Source organism: Pseudomonas japonica, from assembly GCF_013522925.1.
In the GTDB taxonomy this organism is placed as follows: domain Bacteria; phylum Pseudomonadota; class Gammaproteobacteria; order Pseudomonadales; family Pseudomonadaceae; genus Aquipseudomonas; species Aquipseudomonas japonica_A.
Genome location: NZ_JAAMQU010000003.1, coordinates 395,502 through 409,712, shown reverse-complemented (window position 1 = coordinate 409,712; position 14,211 = coordinate 395,502). Strand labels below are relative to the sequence as shown.

Genomic DNA, 14,211 nt, shown 5'->3' with positions numbered 1-14,211 from the left:
GGGCTGGTGGCGAGCCTGGCCCACTACCCGCTTTGGGACGCGCAGTGGCTGCAATGACGCTTGCATCTGCATGCGCCTCACCAGCCCTGCGCCACGCCCGGCCTCAAAAGCTGCATCTGCTGCCGGTAATCATCAGTCACTTGGCGGGCCTGGCTGGTGTTGGTCACCACTCGTGGGGTGATCAATACGATCAGCTCGGTGCGGTCGCGGGTTTTGCTGGTGGTGCCGAACAACCAACGCAGCCCGGGGATGCGGGAAAGCCCCGGCACGCTGGAGACGCTCTCGGCGTTATCCTGCTTGATCAAGCCCCCCAGGAGTATGGTCTGGCCGCTCTGCACCGCAATCTGCGTGCTCACCGACCGGGTGGAGATTACCGGGTTGGGTTGGCTGGTAGTCACGTTACTGGTATCCGCGTCGCTCACTTGCTGCTGGATTTCCATGGCCACCAGCCCGCCTGGGTTGATACGCGGGACCACGTCCAGGATCACCCCGGTTTGCACATATTCCACACTGCTCAAGGTGGTGTCCGAGGTAGAGGTATTGACGGTGGTCTGGCTGATCGGGATGTTGTCACCCACCTGGATCTGCGCCTGCTGGTTGTTCATCACCACCAGTGAGGGCGCTGACAACACTTGCGTACGGCCGTTGGTTTCCAGCGCATGCAAAGCGATTTGCAGGTTATTGCTCACGAACGAATAAAACAGCGAGTCGCTCGACCCCAGCCCGGCACCCCCGCCACCGAGCGCACCCTGGCTACCGCTGGTGTTGGCCACCGTGGTGCTTGAAGAGTTGCCTGCCAGCCGGCCCAGGTACCACTGCACGCCCAGGTCCAGCTCGCCGGTGAGCTTCACTTCGAGGATGCGGGTTTCGATCTGCACCTGCAATGGAAGGTTATCTAGCCGGCGGATTGCCGCTTCGATCTCCTTCCACTGAGCCGGCCGGGTACGTACCAACAGTTGGTTGGTGCTTTTCTGCGCGGTGATGCGTACCGATTCCTGCAAACCTCGGGTTTGCTCTCCTGTCTGGGCGGTGCCCGGGTCTGCGCTGTTTTCTTCCTCGCCACTGGCGGTGCTTTCTTCGTTACTCTCGCCCGCCTGCCCGGCCGCGAAAGATGCCGTACCGCCCAATGCGCTCAAGCCACTGCTGCTCTGGCTGGTGCCGCCGCCATTCAGTGAGCTGAGCGTGGTGGTCTTGAGCCCCGGGGCCACCTTGGCCGCGCCATCCTCACTGGCCTGGCTGCTGCCGTAGATCTGGCGCAGGTACTTGGCAAGATCGGCCGCTTTCATGTTGCGCACGTCGTACACATACAGCTGTGGCTCGTTGCCCCCGCCTTCGTCGATGGTACGAATCCACTCGCCCACTTCTTGCAGATATTCGGGCTGAGGCGAGATCGCCACGATGGAATTGGTGCGCTCGTTAGGCATGAACTTGACCATGCTGGCCAAGGGCATGCCACTGTCGGGACCGAAGAGTTTCTGCAACTGTGGCATCAATTCGGCGACAGACGCCCGTTGCAAACCGTAGACGCCGATGGACATCCCCTTGAGCCAATCCACGTCAAAGGTATCGATGGTTTCCTGATAGTTGGCCAACTCCTCCGGTGTCCCGGCCAGGCTCAGCAGGTTGCGCGCCGGGTCTACCAGCAAAAAGGCATTTTCCCGCACGAACGGTTTGAGCAGTTTTTGCATCTCGGCCGCGCCAATGTAGCGCAGCGGGTACATGCGGGCAGACAACCCGCTGGCGGGCGCGCTCACCGCCACTTCGGGTACCAACTTGCCCGCAACGGCCTGGTCGGCGGGCAGGATCACGTAACGTTCGCCCTGACGGATCATCGCGTTATTGGTCCAGGACAGCAGCGTTTCAAGAATCGACAGCGCCTGGTGCGGAGTCACCGGCCGAGAGGTGGAGAAGCTTACGTTGCCCTTCACCCCCTGGGCGATGCTGTAGTTCTCGTGCAACAAGTCGCCCATTACGGTGTTCACCACCGCCTCGATGGGCTGGTCGGTGAAATTGAACACCACATCGCCCGCCACCGGTGGGGCTGCTGGCCTGGTGGCCGCTGCCGGCCGTATGAACCGCTGGTTGCCTGCGCGTATCTGCCGTTGCGGCGCCTGGCCCGCAGTATCACTCCCGGCCGCCACGCTGATCGGCTCGCTGGCCATCGGCAACGGTGCGCGGGCCGGGCCTGTTCCGGCCAGCGCTTCGCGCAACAACCCCGGGTCGTTGTCCAGTGTGGTTGCAGGGGTGGCGCAACCGCCGAGCGTAAGGGCGGTGGCCAGCCCCAGCAGCGGGGTACGCAGGCGGAATGATGAAGGCGAAGTGCGAAAAGTGTGGGTCATGGTGCCGATACGTCTGGGAGTTTAGGGGCCGGAGCCAGGGAAGGCAGCGGCAAGCGAAGTACAGGCAGGCTGAGGGTGCGTGCCTGCCCCTGGCGGGTGAACGTGGCGCTGGTGGGGCCAAGAGCGGTAAGCACCCAGCCGCCATCGAGGGTGTCGCCGCGCTGGAATTTCAATGGGCGCTTGTCGCGCTGACGCAGCAGCGCCCACTGGGCAGTGCCGTCGATAACCACGCCGGTCAGGCTCAGGCCATCCAGGCCTGGCCCCGAGGGCCCGGCCTTGGGCGCGTCGGGCTGGCGGTCGGGACTGAACAGCGGGCGTGCCCAGGCAACGGCCATGGCCGCCGGTTCCAGGGCGGTCGGGGCGAGCGGTGCCCCCTCCGCTACGGTAACGGCCGGATGAGGCTCTAGCGCCGGGTCATCGATCGGCCCGGGGCCTGCGAGCAGTAGCCAGGCAAAACTGGCAGCCAAGCCTGCGTTGAGGGCCAGCAGCCCGAATGTCATAAAGTGAGGTTTCATGAGCGGGGCCCGCCTTCAGCCGCGGGCGCCATGTAACCACGTACCAACAACTGAACCTGAAGCCGCCCCGGTCCGCCTTTTGCGGGCGCGTTGGTCGCCTGATGAACGCTGAGGCTGTCAATGAACAGAAACGGCCGGTGATACTCCAGCGCAGCGAACAACCGGATCAAGGGCTCAATGGCGCAGTCCAGGCTCAGGCTCACTTTCACTTCACGGTACGGCTGGGCGGCGTCAACCTCAGGCACGATCGGCATGCGCTGAGTTACCTCGCAGCCAGGGCCCGTGCCCGCCTGGGCTTTCACCTGGTCCACGGCGAACTGCATGAGGTCAGCGGCGACAGCGCTGGGGTCGTCACCGGGCAACAGGCTGCTACGGCTGGTCGGGTCCTGCCGGGCATGCTCAAGTTGGGCACGCACGACTGGCGCCTGGATCAGCCGCTGCGCATAGCGGTATTGCTGCGCGTTGAGGTCATCTGCCTGTTCAGCCATTTCCCGTAGAGGGCCGGCAAACCAGCTGTCGATCAGCAGGTACCAGCTGGCCCACAGCAACAACGCCAACACTGTAAGGGCGGCTATCTTGCGTTCACGGCTAGTCAGTGGTCGGCGCATCGCCCGCCTCCTGTACGAGGTGAGCGCTGAGCGAGAAACGTTCGTTCCCGGTCTGCGTGTCGGGCTGGATGATCCCCTGGAAGTGGGCGTCCGCCAGGGTATGGCAGGTTTTGAGCCGAGTGATCAGAGCGCTCGCCCGCTGGCTCTGGCCCGACAGCGAAACCGCGCCGCCGTCGCGCACTTCCAGCTGTTGTACCCAACTGTCGTCGCCCAGACATTCGCTGAGGTTGGCGAGCATGGCGGTCAAGGTGGGCCGCTCGGCCTTCAGCGCAGTCAGGTAAGTGGCCGCACCTCGGGTGTTGATCAGTTCGCGGCGCGTGGTTTCCAGCTCGGCAATTGCTTCACGTTGATGCTCAACGGTAATTCGCAAGGCCTCGAGCTGAGCTCCGCGCACGTGCAGTAACGTCACCATGGCTGTGACCGCCAGCGCAAAGCTGAACAGCGCGAGGCCGCGATTGAGCGACCAGCGCCTGGTATTTCGCGGCCGCGCCGCGGCGGGCAACAAGTCAATTCCAAGCGGCGTACCATCCCCGGTCAGCGCGTCGATCCCCACCACCGATAGCCCCCGTGCGACGCACGTGTCCAGCATCGCGTGCAGGCGCTCTTGGCTGAGCGCCACCAATAGCACCTTTACCTTGGGCCCTTTGTTGTGCAGTACTTGTGCGACAAAGTGCACCTGCTCAACGGTGAAGGGGGTGTACCGATCGATTTCGAACCCCAGCACCTTGTGCACGTCCCGCCTCGCGCCCGCCGGTAGCATCAGCGGTTGAACCAGCACTTCGCTGGCGGGCAGCACCAGCACCGCAGGCTGCTCGATGTTCAGGGTGGCAGGTAGCGGCCATGCCAGCCGCTGCACCCGGGTTGCCGGGGCAAGCCAGGCCTGCATGGCGCTGGGCAGCAAGGTGCGCAATTCGTGCAGCCAGGCCTGATACCACGCCGAAGCGGGGCTGGCCCGCCAGGCGGCGTACAGCGCCATGCGGCCTGCGCGCAACGTAGATAAAGATAGCGTCATGATTGCCAACGCAAGACCCGATACGGCCTGGCGCCCTCCTTCGCTGTGGTCATGAGCACTGTGGCCCGCAGGGTGGTCGCCTGGCCGCCGGGTGACCGGGCCTGGCTGGTGATGGTGAAAATCTGGCCGGCGTCCAAAGCCGCCGTGCGTACGTTTGGCAAACCCAGCGCGCGGGCCAGAGGCCTGGCCACCAGGCCGGCGTCGGGCTGAGCCTGCCCGGACCACACCGTGATGTAGGGCACTACCCGGTTGTAGAGCACGCCACTCATTCCAGGCAGCGGGCGCAGTTCCTCGAGGGTGCGCAGTGGTGAGCGCCCGCGCTGGCGCTCCACAGCGGCTGCCACCTGTGCAGCCACGGCGGGCGTGGCACCCCTGGCGTGCAGCAAGCGGGCGATGCTGCCGACAGGCGCGGCGTTAAGGTCCAGCTTGCCCCGCTCGCTACGGATGCGAACACGCAGCGCCATGCCGGCAAATTCAGCCGCATGCACCGAGCCGTCAGCAGCCCAGCGGGCCTGAACGGGCTGCGCATTCAAGGCAAGTACCGCCAGGCACAGCCCCGCCTCGGCTGCCATCAGCGCCTGGGTACGTTGCTGCTGCCACAGCGCTTGCCGGTACTCCAGCCGTACCCCGCCGGCGAGCGCGGCCAGCAAGGTGCTGAGCAGCGCCAGCACCCAAAGCACCAGCAGCAGGGCGATGCCACGATGCTTGGTCATCACGCCCCCGGCTCGCTGCTCAGGTCCAGCCGCAGGTTGACCTGCTGGCTTATCCAGGGCGCGCTACCGTCCAGTGTGAGGTCGATGCGTACCGCCTGTGGCAAGCGCTCCGGCCACGGCCATTCGCTCAGCCAACCAGTGGGCTTGCCCAGTGAATTCAAGCCCCGGTAACCAAAGGCCAGCGCTGTCACCCCGTGCAACAGCACTTGTGGTTCGCCATAAGGCACGCGTTCATCACCTTGTAGACGGCTAAAACTTGTAACCAAGCGGTGATCAGCCAGTATCAGCCGATGCTGTTGCAGGCCGGAGGCAATACCGGCAGCCAGCGGGGCGCAAAACTGCATGGCCTGCGCCTGGCCAATGAAGCGTTGGGGCTTACCGCTTGCGGCCTCGGTGAGCGCCAGTGGCAATGCCTGGCTGATCGCCTGGCGCAGGTAATGTTGGGTGGCGCGTATTTCATCGAGCCGCGTCCTAAAACGCTCGGCGTTGGCCACCGCACGGTTGGCGCCCGCCAATGCCGCGCCCACCAGGCTCAGCAGCACGGCCAGCAGGCTTAGCACCACCAGAATCTCCAGCAGGGTAAAGCCGTGTTCACGCCTCATGGCGTGAGGCCCCCCTGGCGAACACTTAATGTGGTGAAACGCTGGGCCCGGCCATGCGCTTCAACGCTCAGGTCCAGCTTGAACAGTCGCAACGCCCCTGATTGCGACGGCTGGGGTGTGACATCAAGGGCCCAGCGCACACCATCCCACACCCCTTGGGAATGCCCAGGCTGAAGCGGGCCTTCCCCTAGATCATCCATCACCGAGCGGGCGGCCAGGCTCAGACGGTCAGCGTGTCGGGTTTGCTGCAGCGCCCGGGCGCTCTGCCCGAAGGCACCTACCAATACGCTTGCGCACACCGCCAGCACCGCAAGGGCCGCGAGCATTTCCAGAAGGGTAAAACCACGCTGCCCGATCATGAGCCTTCCCGCAGCTCGACCATCCCTGTGAGCCAGGCAATATCGATGCGCCAATTGCGGGTACCGCTGAGCACATCGATGTTGCCGCCGCTGGCGCCGCCATCGGGATAGAACTCGAACGCCGAGCCCAGGGCCTCGGCGGTGTGCAGGCGCACCTGCATCGCGGCCGGCCATGGCACTGGCTTTCGGCCCGGGGCCTGCACGCTGCGAGCGCGCAGGTCGAACCGCGCCAGTGCCGGTTGGCCGGTCACGATGGCCTGTACCCTGGCTGCCCTCAGGGCGTTGACCATCTGCGCCACGGCGTCGCGTTCTGCGGCTTGCTGCAGGCCCCGGGTCACACCCACACCCACAAGGCCGGCGGCCAGCCCTGCCATCAGGATCACCACCAGCAGCTCGAACAGCGTGTACCCCCGACTGCGGGCGTACGAACGGGGCATCGGGCGCACGCGCGTCACTCCCAGTTGCCAAGGTCAGCGTTGTAGCCTTCGCCACCCGCCGCGCCGTCCTGCCCATAGAAAATAAGGTCAAAACTACCGTGTTCACCCGGGTAGCGATAACCGAAGCGATGGCCAAAGGGGTCGACCAGGTCCGAAGGCTTGGCATAAGGCCCGGCCCACTGGCGAGCATTGGCTGGTTTGTGCGCGAGTTGATCGAGCGTGGCCGGCGGCGCCCCCAGGTCCAGGGCATAGCTTTCTATTTTCATCCCCAGGCTGGCCAGCTGCGCCTTGCCGGCGCCGTACTTGCCCTTGTCAACGTTACTGCCCACCTGGCGCACTACGATGGTGGCCACGATCCCCAGCAGTACGATCACCGCGAGCATTTCGAGCAGGGTAAAACCGCGCTGGCGCGGCGAGGCTGAAGCAAAACGAGGCATGGGAACGTCCTTAAATATTACTGGTAAGGCTCATGAGCGGCAGCATGATGGCCAACATGATCACGGCCACCAGCACTGCCATCACTACGGTAAGGGTGGGCACCAGCGCAGCGAGCAGGCGGTCAATGCCACGCTTCACTTCAACGTCGAACACGTCGGCGACCTTGAGCAACATGGCGGCGAGCTGGCCGGACTGTTCGCCCACTTCTATCATCTGCAAAGCCAGCTCCGGCAATAGCGGCTCATCGCCAAACGCCTGGGCCAGGCGGCCACCACCTTTCACATGCTCGGTGGCCCGCTCGACCTGGGCGCGCATTGCGTGGTTGCCGCTGAGCTGGCGCACGATCAGCAGCGCCGGCAGCAGGGCTACGCCATTGCTGAGCAGAGTGCCCAGCGTGCGTGCCAGCCGGGCGGCTTCAAGCTTTTGCAGCAGCGGGCCGAATACCTTCGCCCGCAACAGGGCCCGGTCCTGGCGCTGGCGCCGTAGCGGATCGCGCCGCCGAGCCACGACCAGCCAAGGCAGTGCCACTCCTGCCGCCAGCAATACCAGGCCATACGTGCTCATGAACTCGCCCAGGCTCAGGATCACGTCGGTGATCCAAGGGATCGGCACGCCGAGGTCGCGAAAGATGGGTACGAATTGCGGCACCACATACGCCAGGAGCAGCGCCAGCGAACCCAGCACACCGGCCACCAGAAATGCCGGGTAGATGAGGGCATTGGTCACTTCGCCGCGTAATTTGTGGCTGCGCTCCAGGTAGTCCGCCAATTGCCCGAGCGTCACGTCCAGGGCGCCGCCCGCCTCACCGGCGCGAACCAGGCTGACGTAGAGCGTGGAAAACTGGCCACCCTCCTCGTCCAGCGCCACGGAAAACGGCTTGCCGGCCTTGACCTGCTCGCGCACCCGCAGAATCAGGGCTTGCCGCCGTGGCTCGGGCGCCTGTCGCAACAGGATACCTAGCGCCTGGTCGAGCGGCTGACCGGCGCCGAGCAACGTGGCCAGTTGCTGAGTGAAGCTCACAAGGTCGGCGCGCTTGAAGATGCGCGTTGCCCGCCGGGCCAGCGTATGCCCGGTGCCAGCGCCAAGGCTCACCACCAGCAGCCCGCGCGACTGCAGGCGAGCCGCTGCGACTTTTTCGTCACTGGCTTCCAGGCTGCCCTTGTGCAGTACGCCATCGGCGTCCAGCGCCTTGTAAACGAATGGCTGCATGTCAGTCACCGCGCGTCACGCGCAGCACCTCTTCGAGCGAAGTGATACCGGCCAGGGCTTGGCGCAGGCCGTCTTCATACAAGGTGATCAGCCCATCGCGGCGCGCGGCGGCTTCCAGCGTAGCGGCATCGGCCTGGCGAGTAAGCAGGCCGCGCAGTTCGTCGTTCATCACCAGTAGTTCGGTGATCGCACTACGCCCGAAATACCCGCCCCCCGGGGCGTCGGGATCGGGACGGTATAGCCGGATGGGGCGCTCCTGGGTGTAGTGATCAAGCTGATGCAGGGCAATCAGCTCCGCCGGCGCCTCGAAGGCGATACGCGTGACAGGGTCCAGCCTGCGCACCAGCCGCTGCGCCAGTATCCCCTGCACGGTCGAGGCGATCAGGTAGTGCTCGACGCCCATGTCCAGCAATCGTGTGATGCTTGCCGCCGCGCTGTTGGTGTGCAGCGTGGACAGCACCAGGTGGCCCGTGAGCGAAGACTGAATGGCGATCCGGCAGGTTTCGAGGTCACGCATTTCGCCGATCATGATCACGTCCGGGTCCTGGCGCACGATCGACCGTAGTGCCGCCGGAAAATCCAGCCCAATGGCGGGCTTGGCCTGGATCTGATTGATGCCCGGCAGTTGGTATTCGACCGGGTCCTCGACGGTGATGATCTTCCTTTCGGCGGTGTTCAATCGTGAAAGCGCGGTATAGAGGGTGGTGGTTTTGCCCGAACCAGTGGGGCCGGTGACCAGCAAAATACCGTGTGGGTGTTCGAGCAGGCTGAGCAAGGCCTGCAGGCGCGGGCCGTCGATGCCCAGGCTGGGGAAGTCGAAGCTTACCGTTTGCCGGTCCAATAACCGCATCACTACCGACTCCCCGAACCCGGTGGGCACCGTGGATACCCGCAGGTCCAGCTCGCGGCCCTGGATGCGCAGCATGATCCGGCCGTCCTGGGGCAAGCGGCGTTCGGCAATGTCCAGGCGGGCCATGATCTTGAGGCGGGATACGATGGCGGCGGCATAGCCAGGCGGCGGCGCTTCACCGTGCACCAGCACGCCGTCTACGCGGTACCGCACCTGTAACTGCCCCTCGAAGGGCTCCACATGAATGTCCGAGGCGCGATGCTCCACCGCCTTCTGCAGGATCAGGTTCACTAGCCGAATCACCGGTGCTTCGCAGGCAAGGTCTTTCAGGTGCTCGATGTCGTCCTGCTGGTCAGGGTTATCGTCCATCGCTTCGATCAATGCATCCATGGCGGTGCGACCTGCCCCGTGGCAGCGCTCGATCAAGCTGTTCACTTGACTGGCGGTAGCCACGACCACGCACACCGGCTGGCCTGCGCTATATGCCAGTGCATCCAGGGCATACCGGGAAACGGGCGGCGCCGCAGCGACCGTAAGGCCGCTTTCGCCTTGCGAAACAGGCACTACCATGTAGTGGCGCAGAAAGCGCTCGGTGCCGATTGCCAGCGGCTCGCAAACATCGACGCTGACTACCGCTTCCAGCCTTGGGGCGCCAAGCAGTGCCGCGCAGGCGGTCGCCGCTTCTTCATCGCTGATCGCCCCAAGGCGTAGCAAGGTACGCAGCACTTCGTCTTCGTCACCGGCCTCGGCCGCGCACAACTTTCTCGCCCGGCTTATATCGGCAGCCTTGATATCGGTATTGGCGATCAGCCATTCGCATACTGTTACTGCGAACGGTACCGGGCCTTCGATCAAGTTTGGCATGTGTAGGTTCTGCTGCGCTTAATATACAGGCAAACGTACCCGGCGCCCTCAAAGAGAACGCCGTGATACATCGAAAACTATCCTGGCATGAGAGCAAAGGGCAACTAAATGCTTCGCTGTAGTTGCTTCTCCGGTTACTTTTGAGCCGGATAAAACATAGATACAAAGTACAGTCAGGCCGATGCCGACGCAGCATATCAGAACGCAAAACCTAATTGCAACTAGGTTTATGATTTAGGAATCCGCGTTGCAAGCTGTGGATTTATCAGCACGCTCGTGCGTTTCATGGCTTCCAGTCGGCAGGATATCCTGCAAATGCTGTATATAGCGCAATTATACGTTTTTGCCTGCGTCTGGTTATTCTCGATCGCGCCCCTGTTTTTTGTAAATTTCCACATCAATGCCGGTGGCCTGAAAAATATTTTTGCGATCATTGAACTTTTAACGGCATCATCCACACTTACGCAGCGGCCAATATTGCATACCTTGTTGCCGGCCGCTGATATCACGTTCCCTCTTATACCCATAATCGAGAGCCTATCGATGACCAGACCCTTGTTGTCTGTTTTAGGCGCGGCACTGCTGTGCGCGCAAAGTATCAATTGCCTGGCCGATAACACTTCCACGGTGGCGGCTACTTCTGGCCAACCCGTGCGCGAAGCCTTTGAAGAAAAACGCGACCAGGCCTCCGGTGTGAGCAAGGTGAGCCAGGCCACCAGCGGTCCCGCCGCAGTGCTGGATACCCCGATCGCTACCGATGACGCCCCCGCTCAGGCCCAGCAGCCATGAACTGTGTGCCCCGGCGTTTGAACCCTTCATTTAAAAGGACGTTGCCCTTGTCGACCTTAAAGCACACCCTCGGCCTGAGCCTGCTGGCGTTCAGCGTGGCCCAGGCTTATGCCGCCACACCGCTTACGCCCAAGACCGGTAACGACGTGGAAGCCCGCGTGGGCGCGGTATTGGACAACATGAGCCAAGCCGAAAAAATCAACTTCACCCGCGTGGACGACGGCCACATGATCCCGGTGCTGAGCAAATTCGGCATGGCGGGCACCGTGGCCTATGACTCGTCCATGGGTGTGCACGTGAACAACGCTACCTTCGGCGCGCAGTACCCTGCGCAAACCGCGCTGGCCGCCACCTGGAGCATCAACCGGGCGAAAGAGTTCGGCCTGGCCATCGGCTACGAGACCCGCATCGCTGGCGGTCAACAGATGCTTTCGCCTGGCCTTAACCTCTACCGCACACCGTTCGGGGGGCGAGCCGCCGAATACGTGAGCGGCGAAGATCCTTTCCTCGGCGCCGCGCTGGGCCCGGCGATTGCCAACGGCATCCAGGCGCAGGGCATTCAGGCCGGCGGCAAGCATTACCTGGCCAACGAGCAGGAAGCCAACCGCCATTACCTCAACGTGAAGGTGGACGAGCGCACGCTGCGCGAGCTGTACATGCCGGGCTTCGAATCGCTGGTGAAGAATGCCAACGTGGCGTCGATCATGTGCGGCTACAACAAGATCAACGGCGACTACGCCTGCGAAAACCATCACTTGATCACCGACGTGCTCAAGGGTGAATGGGGCTATCAGGGCTTTGTGATCAGCGACTTCAACTCTGTCACCGATGCTTTCAAGGGGGCTTGGGCGGGAACAGACATCGACATGCCCTCGGGCCTGCAATTCACTGAGGCCAAGTTGCTGCCGTACCTGTGGAGCGGCCAGCTGACCCAGAACGTGATAGACGACAAGGTTCGCCGCAACCTGCGTGGGATGGTGAGCTACGGCTTCGACACCAAGCTCAACACTGCGCAAACCCTGGAGCACACCGAGTACGGCCAGACGGCCTCGCTGAATATGGCGCGCGAATCCATCGTGCTGCTGCGCAACGAGAAAACTGACGGCACCAAGCCATTGCTGCCGCTGGCCCGCACCGCGAAAATCGCGGTGATCGGTGACCTCGCCCTGCAAGCGCCCTCCTCGCCGTTCGGTACCGCCAACTCACCGCCCAATACCTACGTGACGGAACTGAGCGGTTTACAACAACTGGCTTCCAGCAGCTCGAAAGTGGAATACCTCTCCGAGATGAGCCTCAACCCCAAGGCCTCGGTGTGGTACCAGCCAACCACCGGCAAGAACAGCATCAGCAACAGCGGTGTGAAGGCCGAGTACTTCGCCAACACCGAGTTGTCCGGTTCGCCGGTGCTCACTCGCGTGGAGCCGGGGATCAATCTGGACTGGACGACCAGCACCAACGTCACCAACGCTGGCACCACGGCGGTATCAGGCTTCAGCCCTGCAGCAGGCGCCTTCTCCGCGAGGTTCACCACCAAGATCAAGCCCACCATCAGCGGCGAGCAAGTATTCAAGGTGCGCGCCGATGGCCCGTACAAGCTATGGGTGAACGATGAGCTGGTACTGGAAAGCGACGGCGTGCCGCTTTCCTTCGACCTGCTCGACGCGGTCGCGCATTCCGGCAAAACCGCCAAGCTCACGGCCGGCAAGGAATACACCGTGAAGCTTGAATACCGCCGCACCCGTGGTGACTACACCACCTTCCTGGGTGGTATCGCTGGTGTGCAGATGAGCTGGGCTTCGTTGCGCCCGCCCAAGGATCTGGCGGACTACGATGCCGTGGTAATCGCCGCTGGCAACACTTACGAATACGAAGGTGAATCCATCGACCACGGCTTCGATCTGCCAGAATACCAGTCCGACATGATCACCTACGCCACCAAGGCCAACCCCAACACCATCGTGGTGCTGCACAGCGGCGGGTCGCTGAACATGGAGCCGTGGGCGAACAAGGTAGGTGCTTCGCTGCATGCCTGGTTCCCCGGCCAGCAAGGTGGCCAGGCACTGGCGGAGATCCTCTACGGCAAGGTCAACCCGTCGGGCAAGTTGCCGATCACTATCGACAAGAAGATCGAAGACAACCCCAGCTATGCGTCCTATTCGGACCCTGCGGCCTACCGCGGCGACAATGCACTGACTGAGATGACCTACAGCGAAGGCATCTACCTGGGCTACCGCGGCTACGATAAAAAGCACACCAAGCCGCTGTACCCGTTCGGCTATGGCCTGTCGTACACCACGTTCGACTACAGCGACCTGAAGCTGTCCACCAATGTGCTCACCCCGGGCAGTACCATCGACGTGAAATTTACCCTCACCAACAGCGGCGACAAGGCCGGTTTCGAGACGGCTCAGCTGTACGTGCAGCCGGTGAACCCGTCCGTCGATCGCCCTGAGAAGGAACTGAAGGGCTTCACCAAGGTGTACCTCAAGCCCGGTGAGAGCAAGACAGTGAGCATCCCGATCGATTCCCGCTCGCTGGCGTACTACGTGGAAAGCACCGACAGCTGGAACGTGGATGCCGGGAAGTTCAAGATCCGCGTGGGTAGTGACTCTGAAAACCTTTCCCTGAGCCGCACGCTAGTAACCCTGTACCCCGAGCAGCTGACCACCCGCGACAGCAACCCGCTGCCCGCGCCTGTGCGCAAGGCTGTGCAGGTAACGGCCGCGCAAACGTACTGACGGGCAACGCGGGAATTGAATGATCAACCCTGTTCGCAGGCTCTGCCTGCCCCTACCTGTGGGACCAGGCGCTAGCCTGGGAATGGCCTAGCCTTTTAAATCCCGCTCCAACCGCTGAAGGTAATGGTCGAACACGTCCATTACCTTCACGTCTTTTGGGCCCCGCAGCCATTGAATCTGCAGGCCATCCATCACTGAAAAGATCTCCTGGGCCAGTAGCTTGACGTCCACGCCGGGGCGGATTTCACCGCTTTCCATCAGCGAAGCCAGGTGCGCTTGTGCATGGGTGTGGGTGACCTTGAATTTTTCCTTGTACCAGGGCCATGCCGGATGTGTATCCGAGAGGCTTTCGGTGTTGATCATCACCGCGGCCTGGCATTCTTCCCGGCTTTCCACGCTGAAGGCCATGCTCAATCGCAGAAATGCCAAGAAGCCATCTAGCGTGGGGGCGTCGAGCAAATCGCTGAAGCGTTCGATCACCCGCTGGTCGCGGCGGTCCAGCAGTGCACGCAGCAACGCGACCTTGTTCGGAAAGTGATGGAGCAAGCCAACGGTGGTAATGCCAGCGATATCGGCCACGTCGCGCATGGACGCAGCCAGGTAGCCATCGCGCGCAAATACCTGGGTCGCCGCGTCCAGCAGGGCGGCCCGGCGCATTTCACCCTTCGGTGCCCGTCGGCGCTTGGGGGCGGCTTTTTCGTCGGGCGAGCCTTGAGTGTCCCTGGTAACCATATGTCC

At 62.9% G+C, this 14,211-nt stretch carries 14 protein-coding genes; 2 read left to right on the top strand and 12 right to left on the bottom strand.

From position 1 onward, the window contains the following. Positions 1-77: 77 nt before the first annotated feature. From gspD to G7016_RS06930, 11 genes are read right to left on the bottom strand one after another with little or no spacing between them, the layout of a single operon-like run. Positions 78-2,339: a type II secretion system secretin GspD gene (gene gspD, locus G7016_RS06980; RefSeq protein WP_181112119.1), complete on the bottom strand. Its 2,262-nt coding sequence runs from the start codon at positions 2,337-2,339 to the stop codon at positions 78-80. Continuing rightward, positions 2,336-2,854, bottom strand: a complete 519-nt coding sequence (locus G7016_RS06975; protein WP_181112117.1) for a general secretion pathway protein GspN — start codon at positions 2,852-2,854, stop codon at positions 2,336-2,338. The genes gspD and G7016_RS06975 overlap by 4 nt, the downstream gene beginning before the upstream one ends. Next, the gene (gene gspM / locus G7016_RS06970; protein ID WP_181112116.1) at positions 2,851-3,462 is read right to left on the bottom strand and encodes a type II secretion system protein GspM; all 612 of its coding nucleotides are present in this window, start codon (positions 3,460-3,462) and stop codon (positions 2,851-2,853) included. The genes G7016_RS06975 and gspM overlap by 4 nt, the downstream gene beginning before the upstream one ends. Continuing rightward, positions 3,443-4,474: a type II secretion system protein GspL gene (locus tag G7016_RS06965; RefSeq protein WP_181112115.1), complete on the bottom strand. Its 1,032-nt coding sequence runs from the start codon at positions 4,472-4,474 to the stop codon at positions 3,443-3,445. Before G7016_RS06965 ends, gspM begins: the two co-directional genes overlap by 20 nt. Beyond that, positions 4,471-5,187: a type II secretion system protein GspK gene (locus G7016_RS06960; RefSeq protein ID WP_181112114.1), complete on the bottom strand. Its 717-nt coding sequence runs from the start codon at positions 5,185-5,187 to the stop codon at positions 4,471-4,473. Before G7016_RS06960 ends, G7016_RS06965 begins: the two co-directional genes overlap by 4 nt. Further along, on the bottom strand, positions 5,187-5,789 hold the full coding sequence (locus G7016_RS06955) for a prepilin-type N-terminal cleavage/methylation domain-containing protein (protein WP_181112113.1): 603 nt from the start codon (positions 5,787-5,789) through the stop codon (positions 5,187-5,189). Before G7016_RS06955 ends, G7016_RS06960 begins: the two co-directional genes overlap by 1 nt. Then, the gene (locus G7016_RS06950; RefSeq protein WP_181112112.1) at positions 5,786-6,148 is read right to left on the bottom strand and encodes a prepilin-type N-terminal cleavage/methylation domain-containing protein; all 363 of its coding nucleotides are present in this window, start codon (positions 6,146-6,148) and stop codon (positions 5,786-5,788) included. Before G7016_RS06950 ends, G7016_RS06955 begins: the two co-directional genes overlap by 4 nt. Beyond that, a complete protein-coding gene (locus tag G7016_RS06945) occupies positions 6,145-6,585 on the bottom strand; it encodes a prepilin-type N-terminal cleavage/methylation domain-containing protein (protein WP_181112111.1) in 441 nt (146 codons plus the stop codon). The genes G7016_RS06950 and G7016_RS06945 overlap by 4 nt, the downstream gene beginning before the upstream one ends. A gap of 14 nt (positions 6,586-6,599) precedes the next feature. Beyond that, positions 6,600-7,022 (bottom strand): type II secretion system major pseudopilin GspG, encoded by a 423-nt coding sequence (gspG, locus tag G7016_RS06940; protein ID WP_181112109.1) that lies wholly within the window; start codon positions 7,020-7,022, stop codon positions 6,600-6,602. A gap of 10 nt (positions 7,023-7,032) precedes the next feature. After that, on the bottom strand, positions 7,033-8,232 hold the full coding sequence (gene gspF / locus G7016_RS06935) for a type II secretion system inner membrane protein GspF (protein ID WP_181112107.1): 1,200 nt from the start codon (positions 8,230-8,232) through the stop codon (positions 7,033-7,035). Between the two features lies 1 nt (position 8,233). Continuing rightward, positions 8,234-9,946: a GspE/PulE family protein gene (locus tag G7016_RS06930; protein WP_181112105.1), complete on the bottom strand. Its 1,713-nt coding sequence runs from the start codon at positions 9,944-9,946 to the stop codon at positions 8,234-8,236. A 285-nt stretch (positions 9,947-10,231) separates the two neighbouring features. Here G7016_RS06930 and G7016_RS25520 point away from each other — a divergent pair, with 285 nt between their 5' ends. Together G7016_RS25520 and G7016_RS06920 are read left to right on the top strand one after the other, a co-directional pair. Then, the gene (locus G7016_RS25520) at positions 10,232-10,735 is read left to right on the top strand and encodes a hypothetical protein (protein ID WP_258195092.1); all 504 of its coding nucleotides are present in this window, start codon (positions 10,232-10,234) and stop codon (positions 10,733-10,735) included. After that, entirely contained in the window at positions 10,732-13,473 is a 2,742-nt protein-coding gene (locus G7016_RS06920) for a beta-glucosidase (protein ID WP_181112103.1), read from the top strand. The genes G7016_RS25520 and G7016_RS06920 overlap by 4 nt, the downstream gene beginning before the upstream one ends. 87 nt (positions 13,474-13,560) lie before the next feature. Here the strand turns inward: G7016_RS06920 and G7016_RS06915 are convergent, their stop codons facing one another. Further along, positions 13,561-14,205 (bottom strand): TetR/AcrR family transcriptional regulator, encoded by a 645-nt coding sequence (locus tag G7016_RS06915; RefSeq protein WP_225774098.1) that lies wholly within the window; start codon positions 14,203-14,205, stop codon positions 13,561-13,563. Positions 14,206-14,211 lie beyond the last annotated feature (6 nt).

What these genes read in the sequence shown, in the direction of transcription:
- G7016_RS25520 (WP_258195092.1), top strand. Translation starts at nt 10,232, where the DNA reads ATGGCTTCCAGTCGGCAGGATATCCTGCAAATGCTGTATATAGCGCAA.
- gspD (WP_181112119.1), bottom strand. Translation starts at nt 2,339, where the DNA reads ATGACCCACACTTTTCGCACTTCGCCTTCATCATTCCGCCTGCGTACC.
- G7016_RS06930 (WP_181112105.1), bottom strand. Translation starts at nt 9,946, where the DNA reads ATGCCAAACTTGATCGAAGGCCCGGTACCGTTCGCAGTAACAGTATGC.
- gspM (WP_181112116.1), bottom strand. Translation starts at nt 3,462, where the DNA reads ATGCGCCGACCACTGACTAGCCGTGAACGCAAGATAGCCGCCCTTACA.
- G7016_RS06920 (WP_181112103.1), top strand. Translation starts at nt 10,732, where the DNA reads ATGAACTGTGTGCCCCGGCGTTTGAACCCTTCATTTAAAAGGACGTTG.
- G7016_RS06965 (WP_181112115.1), bottom strand. Translation starts at nt 4,474, where the DNA reads ATGACGCTATCTTTATCTACGTTGCGCGCAGGCCGCATGGCGCTGTAC.
- G7016_RS06950 (WP_181112112.1), bottom strand. Translation starts at nt 6,148, where the DNA reads ATGATCGGGCAGCGTGGTTTTACCCTTCTGGAAATGCTCGCGGCCCTT.
- G7016_RS06945 (WP_181112111.1), bottom strand. Translation starts at nt 6,585, where the DNA reads ATGCCCCGTTCGTACGCCCGCAGTCGGGGGTACACGCTGTTCGAGCTG.
- gspG (WP_181112109.1), bottom strand. Translation starts at nt 7,022, where the DNA reads ATGCCTCGTTTTGCTTCAGCCTCGCCGCGCCAGCGCGGTTTTACCCTG.
- G7016_RS06955 (WP_181112113.1), bottom strand. Translation starts at nt 5,789, where the DNA reads ATGAGGCGTGAACACGGCTTTACCCTGCTGGAGATTCTGGTGGTGCTA.
- G7016_RS06975 (WP_181112117.1), bottom strand. Translation starts at nt 2,854, where the DNA reads ATGAAACCTCACTTTATGACATTCGGGCTGCTGGCCCTCAACGCAGGC.
- G7016_RS06915 (WP_225774098.1), bottom strand. Translation starts at nt 14,205, where the DNA reads ATGGTTACCAGGGACACTCAAGGCTCGCCCGACGAAAAAGCCGCCCCC.
- G7016_RS06960 (WP_181112114.1), bottom strand. Translation starts at nt 5,187, where the DNA reads ATGACCAAGCATCGTGGCATCGCCCTGCTGCTGGTGCTTTGGGTGCTG.
- gspF (WP_181112107.1), bottom strand. Translation starts at nt 8,232, where the DNA reads ATGCAGCCATTCGTTTACAAGGCGCTGGACGCCGATGGCGTACTGCAC.